18 protein-coding genes are annotated in these 21,703 nt (G+C 52.6%); 8 read left to right on the top strand and 10 right to left on the bottom strand.

Annotated elements, in window-relative coordinates; all coding sequences use genetic code 11:
* Positions 1–19: 19 nt before the first annotated feature.
* Positions 20–880 (bottom strand): alpha/beta fold hydrolase, encoded by an 861-nt coding sequence (locus NSP04_RS07460; RefSeq protein ID WP_257511719.1) that lies wholly within the window; start codon positions 878–880, stop codon positions 20–22.
* A gap of 86 nt (positions 881–966) precedes the next feature.
* Here NSP04_RS07460 and NSP04_RS07465 point away from each other — a divergent pair, with 86 nt between their 5' ends.
* Positions 967–1,734, top strand: coding sequence for a 3-hydroxybutyrate dehydrogenase (locus tag NSP04_RS07465; RefSeq protein ID WP_257511720.1), 768 nt, complete (start codon positions 967–969; stop codon positions 1,732–1,734).
* A gap of 372 nt (positions 1,735–2,106) precedes the next feature.
* Here the strand turns inward: NSP04_RS07465 and NSP04_RS07470 are convergent, their stop codons facing one another.
* From NSP04_RS07470 to NSP04_RS07490, 5 genes are all read right to left on the bottom strand, one after another.
* A complete protein-coding gene (locus tag NSP04_RS07470; protein WP_257511721.1) occupies positions 2,107–2,910 on the bottom strand; it encodes a transglutaminase family protein in 804 nt (267 codons plus the stop codon).
* Positions 2,907–3,866, bottom strand: coding sequence for an alpha-E domain-containing protein (locus tag NSP04_RS07475; protein WP_257511722.1), 960 nt, complete (start codon positions 3,864–3,866; stop codon positions 2,907–2,909). Before NSP04_RS07475 ends, NSP04_RS07470 begins: the two co-directional genes overlap by 4 nt.
* An 11-nt stretch (positions 3,867–3,877) precedes the next feature.
* Positions 3,878–5,293 carry a circularly permuted type 2 ATP-grasp protein gene (locus NSP04_RS07480; protein ID WP_257511723.1) on the bottom strand — a complete coding sequence of 472 codons (1,416 nt, stop codon included), beginning with the start codon at positions 5,291–5,293 and terminating at the stop codon, positions 3,878–3,880.
* Positions 5,294–5,392: 99 nt separating this feature from the next.
* Complete coding sequence (locus tag NSP04_RS07485; protein WP_257511724.1) at positions 5,393–7,657, bottom strand: DNA internalization-related competence protein ComEC/Rec2; 2,265 nt, start codon at positions 7,655–7,657, stop codon at positions 5,393–5,395.
* Between the two features lie 270 nt (positions 7,658–7,927).
* Positions 7,928–8,722 carry a TatD family hydrolase gene (locus NSP04_RS07490; RefSeq protein WP_257511725.1) on the bottom strand — a complete coding sequence of 265 codons (795 nt, stop codon included), beginning with the start codon at positions 8,720–8,722 and terminating at the stop codon, positions 7,928–7,930.
* A 15-nt stretch (positions 8,723–8,737) separates the two neighbouring features.
* Between NSP04_RS07490 and NSP04_RS07495 the strand changes: the two genes are divergently transcribed.
* A complete protein-coding gene (locus NSP04_RS07495) occupies positions 8,738–9,295 on the top strand; it encodes a DUF2062 domain-containing protein (RefSeq protein ID WP_257511726.1) in 558 nt (185 codons plus the stop codon).
* Positions 9,296–9,303: 8 nt separating this feature from the next.
* On the opposite strand, the gene NSP04_RS07500 is transcribed toward NSP04_RS07495, so the two are convergent.
* Complete coding sequence (locus tag NSP04_RS07500) at positions 9,304–9,993, bottom strand: ABC transporter ATP-binding protein (RefSeq protein ID WP_257511727.1); 690 nt, start codon at positions 9,991–9,993, stop codon at positions 9,304–9,306.
* Positions 9,986–11,239, bottom strand: coding sequence for a lipoprotein-releasing ABC transporter permease subunit (locus NSP04_RS07505; RefSeq protein ID WP_257512262.1), 1,254 nt, complete (start codon positions 11,237–11,239; stop codon positions 9,986–9,988). Before NSP04_RS07505 ends, NSP04_RS07500 begins: the two co-directional genes overlap by 8 nt.
* A gap of 74 nt (positions 11,240–11,313) precedes the next feature.
* On the opposite strand from NSP04_RS07505, the gene NSP04_RS07510 reads away from it, so the two are divergent.
* The 6 genes from NSP04_RS07510 (at position 11,314) to NSP04_RS07535 (ending at position 18,123) form a co-directional block, all read left to right on the top strand.
* The gene (locus tag NSP04_RS07510) at positions 11,314–12,495 is read left to right on the top strand and encodes a hypothetical protein (protein ID WP_257511728.1); all 1,182 of its coding nucleotides are present in this window, start codon (positions 11,314–11,316) and stop codon (positions 12,493–12,495) included.
* Complete coding sequence (gene recJ / locus NSP04_RS07515) at positions 12,495–14,243, top strand: single-stranded-DNA-specific exonuclease RecJ (RefSeq protein ID WP_371825007.1); 1,749 nt, start codon at positions 12,495–12,497, stop codon at positions 14,241–14,243. Before NSP04_RS07510 ends, recJ begins: the two co-directional genes overlap by 1 nt.
* Before the next feature lie 52 nt (positions 14,244–14,295).
* Positions 14,296–15,400 (top strand): peptide chain release factor 2 gene (prfB, locus tag NSP04_RS07520; protein ID WP_257511729.1). Its coding sequence is split into 2 segments (ribosomal slippage): positions 14,296–14,376 and positions 14,378–15,400, totalling 1,104 coding nucleotides; the frame shifts between segments, so codons are not numbered across the junction.
* Positions 15,401–15,403: 3 nt separating this feature from the next.
* The gene (gene lysS, locus NSP04_RS07525) at positions 15,404–16,936 is read left to right on the top strand and encodes a lysine--tRNA ligase (RefSeq protein WP_257511730.1); all 1,533 of its coding nucleotides are present in this window, start codon (positions 15,404–15,406) and stop codon (positions 16,934–16,936) included.
* A gap of 310 nt (positions 16,937–17,246) precedes the next feature.
* Complete coding sequence (locus NSP04_RS07530) at positions 17,247–17,537, top strand: hypothetical protein (protein ID WP_257511731.1); 291 nt, start codon at positions 17,247–17,249, stop codon at positions 17,535–17,537.
* Positions 17,538–17,694: 157 nt separating this feature from the next.
* Positions 17,695–18,123, top strand: a complete 429-nt coding sequence (locus NSP04_RS07535; RefSeq protein ID WP_257511732.1) for a hypothetical protein — start codon at positions 17,695–17,697, stop codon at positions 18,121–18,123.
* A gap of 86 nt (positions 18,124–18,209) precedes the next feature.
* Here the strand turns inward: NSP04_RS07535 and NSP04_RS07540 are convergent, their stop codons facing one another.
* Entirely contained in the window at positions 18,210–19,103 is an 894-nt protein-coding gene (locus tag NSP04_RS07540; RefSeq protein ID WP_257511733.1) for a transglutaminase family protein, read from the bottom strand.
* Positions 19,104–19,131: 28 nt separating this feature from the next.
* The gene (locus tag NSP04_RS07545; RefSeq protein ID WP_257511734.1) at positions 19,132–21,696 is read right to left on the bottom strand and encodes a circularly permuted type 2 ATP-grasp protein; all 2,565 of its coding nucleotides are present in this window, start codon (positions 21,694–21,696) and stop codon (positions 19,132–19,134) included.
* Positions 21,697–21,703: the final 7 nt, after the last annotated feature.

Below are 21,703 nucleotides of genomic sequence, written 5' to 3' on the forward strand. Positions count from 1 at the left end.
TGAAATCGATGAAAACAGTTTAAAACAAAAAGTCGCGAACAATATTAATTTGATCGTTCTGCATAAAGGTTGGGGCGTGCCCCACACCTTTTACTTCGATAACGCGTGGTTTTGGGCCTCGTTGACTCATCGTTTCCGCAGTGTGTGGGCTTAACAGGTCTGAATGTTCGCCGCGAACGAGGAGTGTATTTGCTTTGATGTTGTCGTAGGCGGCCCAAAGTGCAGCCTCGTGAAGCCGGTTGGTGGATTCGGACAGATTTTGAAAAGCCTGCCCAATGGCTGGGTCGTAATGGGGTAACCATTCACCATTTTTTTGCACCAAGACGGAATCGGTTAAATCATTCCATTGCGATTCAGTGTGTGGACCAAATGGTTGGGAAATTGTTCGAATGTATTTGCGTGCTTCATCAAGTGCCTGAAATTTGACAGGTTTGCCCACATACTCGCCAATGCGTTGCAGGGCTGTAAAATTCAAGGTAGGGCCTACATCGTTCAAAATTAACTTGCGGATTGGATTGTTTGGCAAGCTTGCGTAACCCATGCCGATCAGCCCGCCCATGGATGTACCTAACCAATCCAGCGTTTTTGCGTTTAAACGCGCCACCAAGGCCACGCAAGCATTTACATAGGTGGGAACCGCGTAAAGTGCGGGATCGGGCAGCCAGTCAGATTGACCACGCCCGGGCATGTCGGCCGCTACCACGCGCACGTCCTTGCCCAGGTTTTGGGCCATTGCTTCAAAATCGGCGCTGATGCGTGTTAACCCATGCACACACAACAACACATGTGGGTTGTCGGGTTCACCCCATTCGCGATAGGCTAGTTTGTGTAAGCCTTGTGGGCTTAACCATTGCACGGTGTGCAAGCGCGCTGTCAGCATTGTTGAATACCCCTTGGCTTATATATTTGTCTTTAGTATTTCAGAGTTTATTCATTCAAAGAGGTTCATCGGTGGATTTTAAGAACATGAATGCCCTGGTCACAGGTTCTACCAGCGGAATTGGTCTGGGTATTGCCCAGCGTTTGGCAAGCAAAGGCATGAATGTCATGCTGAATGGCTTTGGTACACCACAGCAAATTGATGCGGCCAAGCAAAGCGTTGAATCGCTCGGTGTGAAAGTTGGTTACCACGGCGCAGATCTGAGCAAGCCCGATGAAATTGAAGATTTGATGAAGAGTACCGAGGCCTTGTTTGGACAGGTTGATGTATTGGTGAACAATGCGGGTATTCAGCATGTGGCGCCTGTTGAGAGCTTCGATCCAGCCAAATGGGATGCGGTAATTGCCATTAATCTGACTGCTGTATTTCATACCACACGCCTTGCTTTACCGGGCATGCAAGCTCGAAACTGGGGTCGTATTGTGAACATTGCTTCTGCCCACGGTTTGGTGGCTTCAGCCAATAAATCTGCTTATGTGGCGGCCAAGCACGGTGTAGTGGGCCTGACCAAGGTAGTGGCTTTGGAAAATGCGAAAACTGGTGTGACCTGCAACGCAGTTTGCCCAGGCTGGGTGTTAACCCCCTTGGTGCAAGCGCAGGTGGATGCGCGTGCGCAGAAAGAAGGTGTTTCTGTGGAGCAGGCAAAAGTAGGCTTGTTGAGTGAAAAGCAGCCTTCCCAAGAATTTGTAACGCCTGAGCAGTTGGGCGGCTTGGTTGCATTTTTGTGTTCGGACGATGCCCAGGAAGTAAGGGGTGTGGCGTGGAATATGGACGGCGGGTGGGTAGCGCAGTAATTGGCGCGGGTTTATCGCCAACTCGTCGTGGGTTGCCTGTTCCGCACTAAGCCAAGCCCTCCAAAACTGACGGTCGGGTCTTGGCTTTCGCTGATCGCGACCGTTTGGCCCTGCACTCAAAGCCGGCAAGTTTTCTGACCGGTCAGCGTGCGACAACTTGCAAGTTCAGTTCTGAGCCACCCGCCAAATCGCGCGTGCGTGATCAATACTGGCTTCTTTGCTGGCCTAGGTTGTAGCCCAATCAGCAGCGATGTTCCAATGGTTTCGCCTTCAAAAAGGGAAATACAGGTTTTCAGGCGAAGCGTTGGGACTCGCGCCGATTCGGGCAATTAACCCATGAGCGATTAATCACGACTCGCGTCGATGGAAAACTCAATCCATCCGTTGAATAGTAACTTGAACTTCCAGACTTTCCTTGCCACCCCCTGTGCGTATGCCCCGCACCGGCGACGCGCCAATAAAGTCTTTTGCCACCGCTAGCCTGCAATGATTTCCGTCGACCAAAGCTTTGTGCGTTGCATCCACTCCCAGCCATTGCTGCCGGTTTTCATCAAATACTTCTACCCACGCATGGCTGTCATGCTGCTCAACATTCGGGTTGAAGAAATAACCGCTGACATACCGCGCCGGAATATTGTGTGCACGCAAACAAGCCAGCATCACATGTGAATGGTCTTGGCAAACCCCCTGCCCATTGTCAAAGGCCTGCATCGCCGAGTCTGCAACGGTGGTGCTGCCTTTGGTGTATTCCACTCTGTCGGCAATCGCATTGGCAAGGGCTAGCATGCGGTGCGCGAATGGAATATTCGTGTCAGCCACGAAGCTGGAAAACTCAAGCATTTCATTGTTGAATTGCGTCAGTGGTGTAGTGGGTGTGTACACCAGCGGGTTTAGTGCATTTGTTTCGGGTGGTAAATAACCATCATGCAGTGGGTCTATTTCCACATGCCCAAACGATTGAACCGTTAAATCCCGATGTTGTTGATTCACAGAAAATGTCAATACGGTGTTGCCATGGTGGTCAACAGCCGTGCTTTGCTTGGCTGGGGTCCTGACTTTCCAGTCGACTATGCGTTGGTTGGCTTGCTGCTGTGGGGTAAGGCGCACGTGCTGAATGCTGTACAACACGGGCCAGGTATAGCGATAAGTGGTGTGGTGTTGAATGCGCAGCTTCATGCCTCAAGCGGTACCAGGAAGTCTTTACTAATCCGGTTGCCCAAGTCGTTCACACGTTCCAGGAAGTTGGTCAGGTAGGCATGCAGGCCCATTTGTAAAATGTCATCAATTTGGCTGTACAAAAGTTCTGCACGCAGTTTTCCTGCGCGTCGTTCAGTGCTGGCGGAAAAGTCGTTGCGTATCATTTCTAGATTGCTACATACCTCGTTCAACGACGCCAGAAGCGAGCGTGGCATGTCATCGCGCAGTATCAGCAATTCAGCAACGCGGTCCGGTGTAATTACATCGCGATACACTTTTCGGTAAGTCTCAAACGCCGATACAGAACGCAAAATCGCTGCCCAGTGGTAATAGTCTGCATGGGGATCAGCAGTGCCTGAGTTGGCCAGCACACTGAATGGCATGCTGTGAAATTTCACATCCAGCAGGCGGGCCGTGTTGTCTGCACGCTCCAAAAAAGTACCCAGGCGAATGAAGCGAAAGGCGTCGTCTTTCAGCATGGTGCCGATGGTTACGCCGCGAGACAAATGGCTGCGAAATTTTACCCACTCGAAAAATTCAGATGGGTCACGTTCCACTGTGCCATCGGCCAGCACCTTTTTTAATTCAAGCCATGTGGTGTTGTTGGTTTCCCAAACTTCGGTGGTTAATGCGCCGCGAACAGCCCGCGCATTTTCACGGGCGCCCTGTAGGCAGCAGTAAATGCTCGAAGGGTTGTTGGGGTCTTTCACCATAAAATCAATCACGGCTTCAGCGCTGACTTCATCGTGCCGTTCAGCAAACGATTCTGTTAATTCGCAAATCGACAGCATGGCGCGCCAGCCTTGCTCGGCATTCTCCGGATCTTGCGGAAGCAGGGCGGTTTGTACGTTCACGTCCAGCATGCGCGCGGTGTTCTCAGCGCGTTCAATGTAACGGGCCATCCAGAACAAGTGGTCAGCAGTTCTACTTAACATGTGTGTGCTCCTTATCGTTCCAGTACCCAGGTGTCTTTCGTACCGCCGCCCTGGCTGCTGTTTACCACCAGCGAACCTTCGCGCAAGGCCACTCGACTTAAACCACCAGGAATCAGGCTGACTTTGCTGCCAGACAAAATGAAAGGCCGCAGGTCGATGTGGCGTGGTGCCAAACCAGATTCCACAAACGTGGGGCAGGTGGACAAAGCCAACGTAGGCTGGGCAATGAATTTTGCAGGATCATCAATTATTTTTTTGCGGAAATCTTCAATTTGTTCTTTGGTAGAGGCCGGGCCCACCAACATGCCGTAACCGCCAGCACCGTGCACTTCTTTCACCACCAGTTCGGGCAATTTTGCCAGCACTTCCTTCAGGTGGTCGGGCTTGCGGCACTGCCAGGTGGGCACGTTTTGAATGATCGGCTCTTCACTCAAATAAAATCGGATCAGGTCGGGCACGTACGGGTAAATTGATTTGTCATCGGCCACGCCGGTTCCGATTGCATTGGCCAAAGTAACGTTGCCTGCTCGGTACACCGACAACAAGCCAGGCACACCCAGCTGAGAATCTTCCCTGAATGCCAGTGGGTCGAGGAAGTCGTCGTCCAGGCGACGATAAATTACATCCACGCGTTTTGGCCCTTGTGTTGTGCGCATGAACAGCACTTCATCGTCCACAAACATGTCTTTGCCTTCCACCAGTTCGATGCCCATTTGCTGGGCCAGGAATGCATGCTCGAAATAAGCCGAGTTGTACATGCCGGGTGTTAACAACACCACAGTCGGGTCGGTGCTGTTTTGTGGCGAGACCGAGCGCAGGTTTTCCAGCAGGTTGTCAGGGTAGTGTTCAACCGGTGCCACGCGATTGCGGGCAAACAGCTCCGGGAACAGGCGCATCATCATTTTTCGGTTTTCAAGCATATAGCTGACACCGGAAGGCACGCGCAAGTTGTCCTCCAGCACGTAGAACTCACCTTCGCCAGCGCGCACCACATCAACGCCAGCAATGTGGGCGTAAATATCGCCCGCCACCTTCACACCCTGCATTTCGGGGCGGTACTGTTCATTGTTAAAAATTTGTTCAGGCGGAATAAGGCCTGTGGCCAAAATCTTTTGTTCGTTGTAGATGTCTTTCAGGAACATGTTCAGCGCCAGAACGCGTTGACGCAAACCCGACTCCAGAATTTTCCATTCGGCCGCCTTGATTACTCGCGGCACAATGTCGAATGGAATCAAACGCTCGGTTCCTGATTCTTCGCCATACACCGCGAAAGTAATGCCCACACGCCTGAAAATAAGATCAGCTTCTGCACGCTTGTTCTGAAGTTTTTCCGGCGCCTGCATGTCAAGCCAACGCGAAAAATCATTGTAGTGGGTACGCACTTCGCCGTTGGGCATGTGCATTTCATCGAATGGTGTTGCTGACATAAGTAAATTGTTCCTGTTTTATGTATTTTTGGAGTAACAAGAAGCATGCCAAGCGCATGCAGGCTGAGTGTCTCGCGTACAGCCATAAAGTTAACAGTGTTATGGCGCTTTTGCACCGCTTTCGTGCGCATGCCAGTAAGTCTGACGAATTTCACTGGCTTTTGTTGCGAAGGGATCGATTTTCGAGTTTGGGAAAACCCACTTCATTGCACCATTTTGGGCGGTATTGTGCACTTTGACGTTCATGGACTCGTATCGTTCAATCACTTGGCTATGGGGGTGCCCAAACTGGTTTTGCCACCCGGATTGAATCAAAGCGATTTCAGGACGCACAGCTTGTAAAAAAGGCAGGGTGGATGAGGTTTTCGATCCGTGGTGGGGTACCACGATCACCCTGGCTTTTAAATGATCTGCCCCATGCTGGGCAAGCAAATGCATCTCAGCAATTGCTTCGATGTCCCCGGTCAATAGCACACTGTGTGATGAATTGCTGATCTTCAACACACAGCTTTGGTTGTTTTTGGTCCACAAATTGTTGTGGGCACGGGTAGGTGTATGAAGGCCGATTGGCTGAAATGCAACGCCGTTCCAAGTCCATTTTTCCATGCTGTGGCATGGCTTGATTTCACTTTGTTTTTGTGTGGCCAATTGGTTCAGTGGATGCGACTCGACCATTGAAGATGCGAACTGCCTGGGCGGTGCTTTCTCAATCAACAGTGGCGCGCCTCCGGAGTGATCGGCATCGTCATGTGAAAGCATGAACAAATCCGCTCGGTTGTATCCATGCGCGGCCATCCAAGGTAACAACACGCGGCGCGCTGAATTGGAGCGGTCATTGAAAGCGGGCCCCGCATCGTAAATCAACAGATGATTCTTGGTTTGCACTGCAATCGCGGTGCCTTGGGCCACATCCATCAAGGTCAGCCAGAAATCTTGTTCAGCAGGCCGCGGTGCTGGCCAGGCAAGCAGTGCCACCAGTGCAAGTCCAAACCAGCGACTCACTATGCCCTGCGGCATGATCAAAATGATGCAACCCAGCGCCACCAGTAAATTGATCCAGAAGGGTTGATTTTGAAGCGGCAATGTGGCCCAACTCAGCTCGTTGAATGTAACAAGCCATTCACGTTGCAAAGCAAGGCTGTTTGCAGCCAGAACCAGCGCCCAGTTTTGTTGTAGCAAGCCACCCAACAGCGCCAGCGGCGTACTGACAAAACTCATCCAGGGAATGGACAGCGCATTGGCCACTGGGCTGATTAGCGATTGTTGATTGAACAGCATGGCGCAAGGCAATATCAAGCCAACAGTGACTGTGTACTGTGCCTTTACCGCGTTGGCGATGAATTCCTGTTGGGGTTTAATGAAGTGGTAGTGACCTTGGGTTACAAATATCAAGGTGCCAACGGCACCGAAAGACAGCAGAAAACCAGCATCGAGCACAGCCCAACTGTCGAAGGCTAGTGTTAGAAACAGCGCCAGGAAAAATGTGTCCCAACTGTTTTGGGTTCCACCGCGTAACTGCCCAACAAATAGCGCGAACAGCATAAATACTGTTCGCTGGGCGGGTACCCCCCAGCCCGCGACAAGCCCATAAAGTACTGCGAACAGTAGCCCGAATGCGCTGCCCGCCAAGGGTGCGGGAATGCTTAAACAAAGGCGTTGCGACCTGCGCCATAGCAGCCCCATGCCCTTGCCTGCGATCATCGCGAACAAGGTAATGTGCAAACCCGAAATCGCCACAAGGTGAGCTATGCCTGTGGAGTTGAAAAGTTCGCGATCTTCTGCACTGATCAAACCTTGATCTCCCACCACCATGGCCAAGACCAAGGCTTGCTCTGGGTGGTTTTGCAAGCTTGAAACAATCCATTCGGCGGTGTGTAGTCGCGCCCTTTCCAACCAGACCAGTGGGTTGAAGTTGAAGTGGTCAGGCAGAATTACAAGGTCGCTTTTTAACTGTGCAGTGCCTGCGATTTGATTGGCAAACCAGTGTCGGTGAACGTCGAATCCTTCCAGTTGAAGTGTGCCTTTGGGCGGTTTCAAGCGCAGGGTCGCCTGGAAAGCCTGGCCTGGTTTTAATGATTCAAACCTGTTGGCCGACTCCACAAACATCTGAATTTTTGCACCGTTTTTCAGGCACTGTTCAGGGGTGTTTGATTGCCTAGCTTTGTGCATGATCAGCCAGGTTTGCGCGCCATCATCTCGAAACGCTTTTTCCAACAATTTAAATTCCGATTGAACTTGTTGTTTGTTGCAGGCAAGTGGTACTTGCATGTTTTTGTGGGCAGCCGCTTGAACACCTGCATTCAACTGTGCGGCGCCAAAGCCCGCAAACAGCCAAAGCGCAAGCGCGAATTGGGATTTGCACATTCCCCCTTGTTTTCCCAGCAGCCAGCAGAGAACCGCCCACGAGAGCAAAACGATAGTTTGACTACCGAACTGTTGGTCCAGTAGCTGCCACACCCAAGGCAGATTGGCCTGGGAATGGAACAGCACAAGACTGAGCAAATAGGCCAGTGTAAAAAGCGACAGGGTGGGCAAGGTACAGGTGCATGTGGCGTGTTGTTGCCAGCAGGGTGCATCAGGTCAGAAAATTTCACCAATGATGACGGTGCGGTGGTGACAACGCCGGGTGATGCTTCAGGAGGGAAGTGCCTGTGTCGACAAGGCAGGAAGGGCGCGTGTGGCGTTGGCTTGACTAAGTGCCGACAACAGGTCAACCGATGTGCCACGCAGGTCCGCAATGGTTTGGGCTATTCGGGGCAAGTGTTCGGGTGCATTGCGTTGCTTGTTAATCCATTCAGGGGCGATGTCGGGCCCATCGGTTTCCAACACAATTGCATGGTCGGGGAGTTGGGCCGCCAAGCGGCGAAGCTGTAGTGCTCGCGTGAAAGTACAAGCACCGCCAAATCCCAGGCACATGTTCAGGTTCAGGAAATGATCAGCCTGCTGAAAGCTGCCATTGAACGCATGGGCAATTCCGCTGCGCGGCTTGTAAATGCGCAAGCCTTTCAAAACTGGGTCGAGTGCCTTGCGCACATGCATCACCACGGGTACGTCGAAATCGCGAGCCATTTTCAATTGCGCATAAAAAAAACGCACTTGCTTTTCCCAGTTCAAGCCTGGCACAAACCCGTCCAAGCCGATTTCACCCAGCCCGGCAAATTTTGGGTCATCAATCGAATCTTTGATTTTTCTTTGCAGGGTCAACAGGTCTTCTTCTTTTGCGTTGTCCACAAACATGGGGTGAATGCCGAGGCAATACACAGCCCCCCGTGTGCGGTGGGCCAGTTCTTTTACGGTGTCAAAATTGAACGCACCCACGGCGGGTAACACAAAGCGAGTAACATGCAGTTCACGCGCACGCTGAACCACCGCAAGGAGGTCGCGGTCGTACTCAGAAGCATCAAGATGAAGGTGCGTGTCGGTCCACATTCTTTAAAGTTTGCCATGTTTCGTCGGAAAATTCGCAAGTACCTGCCCACGGTTGATCATTTCGATCGGATAGTGTGGGCGCGGCCATTCAAGCGTTTTCTGGGGCATCCTAACATTTGGGCTTTGAACCGGAAAAGCATTGCGGGCGGCGTGGCTGCGGGTTTATTTTGTGGATTGATTCCTGGGCCATTTCAAATTTTTGGCTCGCTGATTTGGGTGCTGGTCGCCAAAGTGAATTTGCCAGTGGCATTCGCCGTGACCCTGTACACCAACCCTGTCACCATCGTGCCTCTTTATTTGCTGGCGGTGGCTTATGGGCAGTTCTTGTTGGGCGAGATGGGCGAAGCAGAAATTCAGGCCGTCCCAGACTGGAACTGGTCGGCATGGAGCGATTCAACCAGCGCCATGCTGGACTGGATGTTGTCCATGGGCCCCTCGCTGGCCGTGGGTTTGCCCGCGCTAATGGTGACCTTGTCGATACTGGGCTACTTCAGCGTAAGGGTGGCCTGGAACATCGGGGTGCGAATGGCGGTGTTGCGCAAGCGCAGACGAGACCTTAAAACCGCAGACTAAAACAACTTTTACTCTGCCTTTAATTCACCTTTCTCAAGCCGCAACACTTTGCTGCACTTGCGGGCCAGTTCCATGGAATGGGTCACGATGATCAAGGCTGATTTGTTGGCAGCTTTGCTGTGAATCAGGCTTTCAAATACTTGGTCGGCGGTGTCTTGGTCCAGATTGCCAGTGGGTTCGTCGGCCAAAATAGCTTTCGGGTTGGTCACCATGGCGCGCGCAATCGCAACGCGTTGGCGTTCGCCGCCCGACAATTCCGCTGGGCGGTGGTTAAGCCGGTGCTCAAGCCCAAATTGCTTAAGCAGTACAGCGCTTTTTTCACGCGCCACTTGTTTGTTCTCGCCGCCAATGCGCAAAGCCATGGCCACGTTGTCTAGCGCATGGAATTCTGGCAGCAGGTGGTGAAACTGGTAGATAAAGCCCAGGGTTTTGTTGCGTTCCATGCCCAGTTTGCGCACCGACCAGGGCTCGATGGCCTGGCCCGCCCACAGCACTGATCCCTCATCGGCTTTCTCAAGACCGCCCAGCACATGCAGCAGCGTGCTTTTGCCCGCGCCTGAAGCACCCACAATGGCCACCGTTTCGCCAGCCAACACCTGAAAGTTCAGGTGTTTGATCACTTGTGTGGCCTTGTCGTTGGCGGTTATGCCCTTGAACGCCTTGCTCAGATTTTTGGTTTCCAGAACAACATTACTCATAGCGCAGGGCCTCCGCAGGTTCGGCGCGCGAGGCACGCCAGCTTGGGTATATGGTGCTGAGCACGCTAAGCACCAAGGCCACAGTCACAATGGTGACCACGTCACTTGCACGTGGGTCGGAAGGCAACTGGCTGATGAAATAAATCGACTTTGGCAAAAATTCCATGCTCAACGCACGCTCAATGGCAGGCACAATTACGCCCAAATTAATGGCCAGCAACCAGCCTGCTGTTACACCTAGAAAGGTGCCTATCCAGCCCACCAGTGCACCCTGCAGCATAAAAATTCGTTGGATGGCAAACGGGCTGGCACCGAGGGTGCGCAGAATTGCGATTTCACCGCGTTTGTCTTTCACGGTCATCACCAGCATGGAAACAAGGTTGAATGCGGCCACTGCAATAATCAGTGTCAGGATGATGAACATCATGCGTTTCTCGGTTTGCACAGCGGCAAACCAGGTGCGGTTCTGTACCGACCAATCGCGAACCCAAACCGTGGGTGGCAACTGGCGTTCAATGTCTCGGGCCACAAGTGGCGCAGCGTCCATATCGTTAAGCTTCACGCGAATACCGGTGGGGCCCAGGCTGCGGTAAAAGCGAGCGGCGTCGTCAATGTTCATCAACACCAAGCCGCTGTCGTATTCATAATGACCAGTGCTTACCAATGCTGTAATTTCGAAGGCTTTCAGGCGCGGAATCATGCCTGCAGGTGTCATTTGGCCCGAAGGGGCAATCAGCGTAACGCGATCACCCACACTGACGCCAATTTGCTTGGCCAATTCAATGCCCAGCACCACCCGGAATTCACCTGCCTGTAAATTGCTCAGGCTGCCTGAAATCACTTCCTGAAAATCAGACACTTCCTGTTCTTGAGTCGGGTCAATGCCGCGAACAATTGCAGGGCGCAGCAAGTCTCCATGCGCCAGCATGCTTTCACCCGCCACATAAGGCGCCGCACCAATTACCTTGGGATTGGCTGATTTGATTGCGTCAACCAGCGCCTCGGGGTTTTCGAACCCTTCCTGCGGGGCCAGTACCTCGATGTGTGCAATCACCGACAGCATGCGATCGCGTACTTCCTTTTGAAAGCCGTTCATCACCGACAGCACCACGATCAGCGCCGCAACACCAAGCCCAATGCCGGCCATGGACAATCCGGAAATAAAGGAAATGAATTTGTCGCGGCTTCTGTGGCCGCCACCGCGCACATAGCGCAGTGCAATTTCAACATCAAAGGGTAAACTAATCACAAATTGTCCCGAATTGTTCAAATGTGCTTTTGAAGTTTCAAAAGCGCTCTCATTGTAGTGTGAATAAAACCGTGTCCAAACCAAGCAATGCGCCTTTGTGGGTGTTCATCCCCAACATTCTTGTGCCTGAAACAGCACTTGAACGCCTGTCTGCCGGCGCGCAGACTCAATCTTTTGCAGGCTTGCCCGCTGGTTTGCTGCAGACCATGGCCAGAAATGCTGAGCCGGAATACCAAAATGCCGACGGCCTAGACCGCATTGAAGCGTGGTTGTTGTGCTACTTGGATTCACAAGCCAGCGCAAAGTTCGAACAGTACCCAGCTTGGGCCATGATGCAGAACGTCGCGGCTGATGACGAACCAATGCCTTTCACCCGTTTTTGGGGCACAGTGGGTTGCTTGGAAATTGAGCGCGATGGCGTGCGTTTCACGCCGCCCGAGGTATTGCAGGCCAATGAGTCTGATTTGCAAGCCTTTTGGGCAGTGGTTCAGCCTTTGCTGGCGAAACACGGCTGGGCGTCAAACACCCCGGCTGGTTTTCACAGCCTGTTGAGCAACCCGACTCCTGTGCCCATGGAGCAAGCCTCTCCTTGGTCTGTACAAGGCATTCGCTTGACCGATTACTTGCCCATGACCCACGAGTGCAGCGACTGGCGGCGCATGTGGCTGAACATGCAGGTGGAATTGCACAACGCTGAATTTAACCAGGCCCGGGAAGCCAAAGGTTTGAAGCCCTTGAATGCCCTGTGGTTTTGGGGCGGCGGTGAAGCCTGGCAAACAGATGTGCCGCTGCCGCGCATTAAATCAGTTTCAGAAGACGGCGTGTTTGATGCCGTGAAAATGACCGACGATGCCGATGAAGCTGTGAACCGCTTTGTGTTCTGGACCCAATTGTTAAAACCGCTACAGGGGTCTGTCGCCGAATCTGGTCCGAAACCAGACAATGTGTACTGTGTGAATTTTCAAGGCTGGGGCGGCAACATTGCCGTATTCAAACTGCTTGAAGGCGAGGTGCTGCAGCCCATGCGCCTTGCAGGCTTGGCCTTTAACTGGGTTCTGCTAGGCAACAACGGCTGGAAAACCTTAAAAAGCAACTGGATGAACCGATTCAAATTTTGGCAAAACAAACCCAATTGGGCCGTGCTGGGCGAACCTGAAATTCAAGATGGCCCTTCGGAAGAAGACTTGCAAGCCGCCTGGCAACAGGGCCAGCGCGACCAAGACAGCATTCAGGCTGAATGGGAGGGGCGGTAATGAGTACATTGATGAATACCGTGGAACACAAGGTTCGAACCCCCCGCCCACAAGTTGAAGCAGTGCTTCGCAGCCAAGGCATGCACCCCCTGATGGCGCGCCTTATGGCTGCGCGCGGTGTGGAATCCCAGGCTGAAGCGGAAACCAAGCTGGCCGATTTAATTCCGCCTTCTGAATTAAAAGGCATTGACCAGGCAGCAGAAATTTTAGCGGATGCGCTGGAAGCCGGCGCACGCATTGTGGTGGTGGGCGATTACGATTGCGATGGTGCAACTGCCACGGCAGTGGGCGTTCGCGGTTTGCGCATGCTGCTGCAAAGCCTCGGTGCTGATGAAGAAGCGGCCAAGTACCACATTGATTTTTTGGTGCCCAACCGGTTTGACTATGGCTATGGCCTAAGCCCTGAAATTGTTCAGTTGGCCGCACAACAGTTTGAGCCAGACTTGCTGGTGACTGTGGACAATGGCATTGCCAGCGTGGAAGGTGTGCAGGAAGCCAATGAACTGGGCATAGGCGTGATCGTGACCGATCACCATTTGCCCGGCGACCAATTGCCGGAAGCTTTGGCCATTGTGAACCCCAACCAGCTAGGCTGTAATTTCCCCAGCAAGTCGATTGCCGGGGTGGGCGTGATGTTTTATGTGTTGCTGGCCACCCGCGCCGTGTTGCGCGAACGTGGTGTGTTCGACGCCGCCAGCCAACCGCGCATTGATGCACTGCTTGATTTGGTGGCGCTGGGCACCGTGGCCGATGTGGTGAAGCTGGATACCAACAACCGCCGCTTGGTGGCCCATGGTTTGCAGCGCATTCGCGCAGGCCGCGCTCAGCCCGGTATGCTGGCCTTGTTTCATGAAGCCGGTCGCGACCCGCGCAAGGCCACAGCCGCTGACATGGGTTTTGCGCTTGGCCCTCGCTTGAATGCTGCTGGTCGTTTGGCCGACATGGCTATTGGCATTCGCACCCTGTTGGCCGACGACGCAGTCGAAGCCAGTGCCTTGGCTGCCCAGCTGGGCAAAATGAATGAAGAGCGCAAGCGCATTGAAGCGGACATGAAACGCGATGCGCTGGAAGATATTGAAAAATTCATCAGTCAAGAAGAACCCGCAGCGGGCATTGTGGTGGCACACAGCACTTGGCACCAAGGCGTCATTGGTATTTTGGCTTCCCGCATCAAAGAACGCCTGTACCGCCCAACCATTGCGCTGGCACCTGGCGATGATGGGTTTTGGAAAGGCAGTGGCCGTTCCGTTCAAGGTGTGCACTTGCGCGATGTGCTTGATTTGGTGTGCAAACGCTTGCCTGAAGGCAGCATTCCCAAGTTCGGCGGCCATGCCATGGCGGCAGGCTTAACGATTGCCGAGGGCGCGATTGAGCAATTCAAAGTTGAATTTGCCAAGGCTATTCTTGATTTAAGTGATCCCAGCGCCTTAACGCAGGTGGTTGAAACCGATGGCTCCATTCCGGCCGACTACATTGCCGCCAGTGCAGCAGATTTGCTGGAAACGCAGGTGTGGGGGCAGGGCTTCCCGGCACCTTTGTTCTGCGATGAATTTGAAGTACTTGAACATCGCTTGGTGAAAAATGCACACAGCAAGTTCACCCTGCGGCGCGATGGTAAAACCTTCGTGGCCCTTCGCTGGCGCGCCGTGGAGGCACTGCCGGCCAAAGTGAAACTAGCTTACCGCTTTGAACGTGACACTTTCACGGGCGGCGATGCGGTGCAAATCATTGTGGAGCATGTGTTGTAGGGCGCCTTGCGCTACAATATCGGGTTACGCACATTGAATTGATTAGAGAAACATGGAAGCCGAACGCCTTAATGCCATCATCAACGCCCTGACTGACCTCGCCGACCGAGCAGGCCAGTTGCGGAGGTATCTTTGACGTCGACCGCAAGGCCGAACGACTCACGGTAGTTGACGCCGAACTGGAAGACCCCAACGTTTGGAATGATCCCAAACACGCGCAAGAACTGGGCAAAGAAAAAAAGATGCTGGATGGCGTGGTGGTGACCATGAACACCGTTCAGTCCAACATCAGCGATTCCAAAGAATTGGTTGAAATGGCGCAGGCCGAAGGCGACTTCGACACGCTGGAAGCCATTGAAAGTGAAGTGGCTGAGTATGAAAAAGTGATTGCGGATCTTGAATTCCGCCGCATGTTCAGCAACCCTGCTGACCCAGCCAATTGCTTCATCGACATTACAGCAGGTGCCGGTGGCACCGAGGCTCAAGATTGGGCCAGCATTTTGTTGCGTCAATACCTGCGCTACTGCGAACGCAAAGGCTTCAAGGTTGAGGTAATGGAACAATCGGATGGTGAAGTAGCGGGTGTGAAATCCGCCACCATCAAGGTTGAAGGCGAATACGCGTTCGGTTACCTGCGCACAGAAACCGGCGTGCACCGCCTGGTGCGCAAGTCACCGTTCGATTCTTCCGGTGGTCGCCACACCTCGTTTGCATCCTTGTTTGTTTACCCGGAAGTGGATGATTCTTTCGAAATCGACATCAACCCGGCCGATGTACGCACCGACACCTATCGCGCCAGCGGTGCGGGTGGTCAGCACATTAACAAAACCGATTCTGCCGTCCGTTTAACCCACGTTCCCACCGGCATTGTGGTGCAGTGTCAAAACGACCGTTCCCAGCACCGCAACCGCGACGAAGCTTGGGGCATGTTAAAGGCCAAACTGTATGAATTCGAAATGCGCAAACGCATGGTCGAGCAACAGGCTTTGGAAGACACCAAAACCGACGTGGGATGGGGCCACCAGATTCGCAGTTATGTGCTGGACAACAGTCGCATCAAAGACCTGCGCACCGGTGTTGAAATTTCCAACACCCAGCGCGTACTCGACGGCGATCTCGACCCATTCATTGAAGCCAGCTTGAAGCAAGGTATTTAAACCATGAACGACAAAACACAAGCCGCTGGCGACGAATTGCCAGTCGATGAAAATCAGATTATTGCCGAGCGCCGTGGCAAGCTGGCCAAACTGCGCGAGAAAGGCCAGCCTTTCCCCAACAGCTTCAAACCCGAACACCGCGCCGCCGACCTTCACGCACACTACGGCTTATTAGACAAAGAAACCTTGGATCCGCAAGGCATTGAGGTGTCTGTTTCTGGCCGCATGATGCTGAAGCGCGTGATGGGCAAAGCCAGTTTTGCCACTGTGCAAGACGGCACTGGTCGCGTTCAGTTCTACGTCAACAACGAAGGCGTGGGCGAGGGCGTTCACGGCGAATTCAAACACTGGGATTTGGGCGATATCATTGCGGCCAAAGGCAAGCTATTCAAAACCAACAAAGGTGAATTGAGTGTGCATTGCACGGAAATTCATTTGTTGGCAAAAAGCCTGCGCCCGCTGCCTGACAAATTTCACGGCCTGGCTGACCAAGAAATTAAGTACCGCCAGCGTTATGTGGATTTGATTGTTTCCGAGCAAACCCGAGATACGTTTGTGGCGCGTTCCAAGGCCATGTCGTCTGTTCGCAATTTTATGAGTGACCACGGCTTTCTGGAAGTGGAAACGCCCATGCTGCACCCCATTCCTGGCGGCGCATCGGCCAAGCCTTTCATTACGCACCACAATGCGCTGGACATGGAAATGTACCTGCGTATAGCACCTGAACTCTATTTGAAGCGCCTGATTGTGGGCGGTTTTGAGCGTGTTTTCGAGATCAACCGCAACTTCCGTAATGAAGGGGTAAGTCCACGCCACAACCCTGAATTCACGATGATGGAATTCTATGCGGCGTACTGGAATTACCGCGACTTGATGGATTTCACCGAACAGGTTATTCAGCACGCTGCAACCACAGCAACTGGCAGTGCCAAGCTGACTTACCAAGGCCGTGAATTGGATTTGTCCAAGCCCTTTGCACGGTTGACCATTGTTGAAGCGATTCAGAAATACTTCCCGGAATATGCCACGGAAGATTTGCAAAACATGGATTACCTGAAAAAGGCCTTGGCCAAAAAAGGTGTGCATGTGGACAAAGAGCCAGCGCTGAAAAATGCGGGCATTGGTGCCTTGCAATTGGCTTTATTTGAAGAAACGTCCGAAAGCCTGCTGTGGGAGCCCACTTTCATCGTGGACTACCCGGTTGAAGTGTCGCCTTTGGCGCGTGCATCCGATGCGAATTCACAGATCACCGAGCGTTTTGAGTTGTTCATCACCGGCCGTGAAATTGCCAATGGTTTTTCCGAGTTGAATGACCCGGAAGACCAAGCCGACCGATTCAAAAAGCAGGTTGAAGCAAAAGAAGCGGGCGATGATGAAGCCATGTTCTTTGATGCGGACTTCATTCGTGCACTTGAATATGGCATGCCACCCACCGGTGGTTGCGGCATTGGTATCGACCGTTTGATGATGCTGATTACGGACAGCCCGAATATTCGGGATGTAATTCTGTTTCCGCATTTGAGGCGCGAAGACTAAGCCAGATTCAATACACACGTGCGTTGATCAGAGCGTATTTGAGTTCACCGCACGTGTCGCACCATCCCGCCTTAGCGGGCTTTAATCCCTTCTTGATTGCTGGCTCGGGTCATGCGAAACGCAATGGCGTATTCGCATCGATTGCTAACGCAATCGCCCCTCGCTGCGAATCAAGCAGGAAGCCCACCTGAAATCGGCGGAACGGTTGCAACATCGCGCGGTGAACCCAACCCAAGTGATACAGAACGGGGTAGTCATTTTGTTGCCGTAAAAGGCTTCACTAAACTTCATTTTTATCTCCGGAGATTCAATGATGCCAACTAGTGAAAGTACTTTATTTTGTTCACCGACCGGCTCAAATGCCATGCGCGGTAGTGATTCGTTTGGTCAGGGACGATTTGCTGGCCCACGCGGATTAAGGCTTCATAACGGGGTTGATTTCAATGTCGAAGCTGGTGGCGACGTTTATTCGCCCATCTTTGGAAAAATCGTTCGTGTTGCAGTTCCCTATAAGTCCGATGACAGATTTAGGGAGTTGGTGATCGAGGGAGTGGGACGATATGCAGGTTATTCAGCTAAACTTTTTATCTTGATCCGATGAAAGAAATTGTGGGAAAAACTGTCAAGCAGGGTGAGGTAATTGGAACAGCTCAAGATTTGACAATAAAGTATCCTGGGATCACAAACCACATTCACTTTGAGATTACCCTCAAAGGCACTCAGATTGATCCCTCGCGCTTTTTGAAAAAGGAAGAATCATGCAAGTCGTGAAACTTCTGCTTTCTTTTATATTTTTACAAGTATTGGTGGCGTGTTCAGAATCTGAGGATTCCGAGTTGATCCATCTAGTACTACATTCAAAAAACGAGTGTGAGCTGGTCTTCAAGGCTGATAATTTTTCGGTGGTAGAAAATTTCTGTGATACCGAACAGAAACCAGTTTTGATCAAGACGGATGATCAGGAAATCAGATCCGACTGGATAGACGAAAAGACCAGTCGTTTTCTGTTTCAGGAAGGTTGTGCCAGTGCAGATGAATGTTTCTATGAACTGAGTACAGACGAAGCCGGGGTGCGCGGGCGCTTCTCGTATCGAATCAATATGACGGAAGGTGAGTACAGCTTTGAAGTAGGCGCATCTGGGCAACCAAACGTGTTCAAGCAGTCGTCAAACGACATCGCATCCTGAGATTAAATGTCTTGCGCTCTGTTGCATTTATCCCGCCAAGGTGGGATGAAGTAACATGCGCAGTGGCATCAAGAAATCGGCGATATCTAAAAAACCGTCACCGCCACATTCAACACATGTTCCCCACCGCCATGCACAACGCCCCGCATTGGGGGTACGTCTGCATAATCGCGACCAACAGCAACGGTAACGTACCGCATGTCTGGCAACTGATTATTTGTCGGGTCGAAATCAACCCAGCCCACATCAGGGCCACACCACAATGAAACCCAGGCGTGGCTTGCATCTGCACCCAATAACTTGGGTTGTCCCGGCGGCGGTTCTGTGAGCATGTAACCACTCACATAGCGGGCAGAAAGCCCCAGTGAACGTAACACCGCCAGCATTACATGGGCGAAGTCTTGGCAAACGCCTTCGCGGCTTTGCATTACTTCTTCCACGGTGGTGTGAATGGTGGTCGATCCACTTTGGTAGTTGAACTCCCGAAAAATTCGTTGCATCAGGGCTTGCCCTGCATGCACCACCTGGCGGCCAGGCCAGAAATCAAGGCTGCCATAGTCGCGCAGCGAATCAAGCACTGGCACGTGCTTGGATTCAAACCTGAACTGATAATCGTAGGAAATTTCTTGGCCAGATTGGTAGCGCAATTGCTCCGCCAAATCATTCCAGTTTGGGCTGATCAAATCATCGATCGGCCCAGTGTGTAAAAAGCCGCTTACCTCGACTTCGCTTTCGCTAACCACTTCAAGGTGATCGTGTGGGTAGTTCATTTCGAAATGGTGCACCACATTGCCAAACGCATCCCTGTTGCTTTGTACCGACGAAGGGTTGGGCCGTATTTTTAACGTGTGTGAAATCAGCTTTTGGCCTTTGCGCAACGGTCCCGCTTCCATCCAGGTGCCTTCCTGGGGCTGCAAAATACAGATTTGCTGCGAACATTCCGCAGGTTGTTGGTAATCGTAGTCGGTGACATGCGTCACTTTTCTTCTTTCCGAGAAGCTCATTAAATTATCTTCCCTGAATAACTTGGTCGGGTAACTCTGCCAGTCTGAAATATTGGGCACCCACAAGATCTGAAACCTTGTAGGCGGTGTCGAGTAATTCCTGCAACCAGGCGCGTAACTTGCGCCCTGTTTCTGCTGGAAAGGGAGGTTGAAGTCCTTCCAGATTGAGACCCGCAGGCATGTTGCCTTTGCGATAAACGCTGTCGAACAGTTGCCTGATCTGGCTGGTATCACCTGGCAGACGGTCAATTACAATGTCCAGCTTGTAAAGAATTCGTCGAATAGCGTACGGCGCATCTTCATCGAAAATTAGCAAATCAAGCGTTGGCAACCATTCAAACCGGTGCTGGTAGCGCGATCTGTAAGTAATTGTGCTATCTGCCAAGGCAATCGCCAAAGCCAGACCGTGTTCCCCAGCGCGCCCAGGCATGCTGGTCAGCGACAACAAACAATCACAAGCACCACACAGCCGTTCAAGCTGGCGACCAAGCTGCAAAAAACGCCAGCCGTTGTCGCGTGTCATGTGGTCGCTTTGTTCACCATGCATTGCCAATAGGTACAACTGTACTTGCTCTAGCGAGGCTGTGGGCAGAACACGTTGAAATCGGGCCGCATCGGGTTCGATCAGGACCTTTGCACAATCGTTCAGCAGGCGCCAGTGCCCGCTGCTCAATCTTTCGCGCAACTGACCCGCTACGTGGGCCAAGCCGTTGAGTTGCCCAGCCAAGCCCTCGGCTGGGGGCTCGTCAAAGCCGGTTTTGTACCACAGGCGTTCAAGAATATTGGCTTCCAGTTCGTCTTGCGTTTTGGGTTCTGCGGGGTCCAATTCTTCGCTCAAACCCTGTTTGCCGCAAAGTTCATGTAGCAAGCCCAGTGTGGTTCGGTCCAATACTTCTTCTTCATTCAGCAACAGTTGCGCGCGCATCAACAACCGCAATGAAAAGCTTGCGCGCTCGGTGTAACGTCCCAACCAGAAAAGATGCTCTGCCGCGCGGCTGGAAACCGGGCGGCGCAATGCTTGCAGGTCTTTGGCCTGCAGCTTTTCTTTTAGATTGGTGCTGCGTTCAACGGGTTCTCCACTGCGCACCCAAGTGTCCAGGCTGGTGCCACCTTTCTGCATGCTGACGATACCGTGCTGATCGCCAGCAACGCGGGTCAGGCCGCCAGGCATCACGGTGTAGTTGCCTTGCCCATCAGTTACCGCAAACAGCCGAAGCATCATGGCACGTTCTTCAATGCCGCCAGAACCAGTCCAGATTGGCACACGAGACAGTGGAATCAATTCTTGCAATGTGTATTGCGATGGCCTCTGGCTGATTTTCGATAACCAGGCCCGTTTTTCAATTTCATCCAGTTCCGATCCCATGATTGAGTCCATGGTTCGACCACGGCGGTTGGGTCCAGTGGATTTAATCACCAAATTATTCAAGCGCTCACTGGCCTTGGCCCATGCGGGCGATTCGCCACACCACCAGCTGGGTACGCTGGGTAACAACAGGTCTTCGTTCAGATAATGTTGGCCCAAGCCGGGCATGAAGCCATGAATGGCAGGGCTTTCCAGCCAACCAGCGCCGGGCATATTGGCCACTACTACGCCGCCAGTACGAATTGCTTGCAGCAAACCAGGTACGCCAAGTTGCGACTCTTCCCGCAGCTCGAGTGGGTCCAGCCATGGATCATCGGTTCGGCGGATCAGGCCATCAATCGGCTCCAGACCATTGACTGTTTTCAGAAACACGTTGTTGTTCCGTACCGTCAGGTCGCTGCCTTCAACCAATGAAATGCCCAAGTAGCGCGCCAAGTAGGTGTGCTCGAAATACGTTTCATTGTAGGGGCCGGGCGTCATCAGCGCGATGCGCGCATTGTCGCCTTTGGGTGAAAGCTTGCGAATGCAGTCAATGTAGTCGCGGTAAAAACCAGCCAAATGCTGAATTTGCATTTCGCGAAATCCACGCGTGAAGCTGCGTGAAATGCTTAATCGATTTTCAAGAGCATAGCCAAGACCCGAGGGCGCCTGAATGCGGTGAGTAATAACCCACCACTTGCCGTCAGGGCTGCGGCCCAAGTCAAAGGCCACCATGTGCAGCCATACCTTGTTCACCGGCTCAATGTCTTGCATCTGTGGCAGGTAACCGGAATGCCCATACACCAGGTCGGCGGGTAGAAGCCCTTTGGTCAGCAATTCCCGCTTGCCATATACATCGCACATCATTGCATTTAGAAGCCGTGCGCGTTGTGCCACGCCTGCTTGCAGCACGGCCCAGTCGGCTTGGTCGATGATGAATGGCAGTAGGTCAAGCGACCAAGGGCGCGAAGCGCCTTGGGCGTGGTCTGCATACACATTGTAGGTGATGCCGTTGTCGCGAATTTGTTTGGCCAGCGCGTTCAGCTTGCCGTCCAGGTGTTCGCTTAAACCGGTTGAGGGCAAGCGGTTAACAAAATCAGCCCAAGCCGGGCGCAGCACCCCATCAGCCGCCAATTCGCTGTAATAGGCGCTGGTGCCTTGGAGAATGCTTTGTTGCCAAGGCACCTCAACGTTCGCAAGGGTGGTGTTCGGGTTCGCGCTCAAAGCGGTC

It is taken from the genome of Limnobacter parvus, from assembly GCF_024623725.1.
Lineage (GTDB): Bacteria > Pseudomonadota > Gammaproteobacteria > Burkholderiales > Burkholderiaceae_B > Limnobacter > Limnobacter parvus.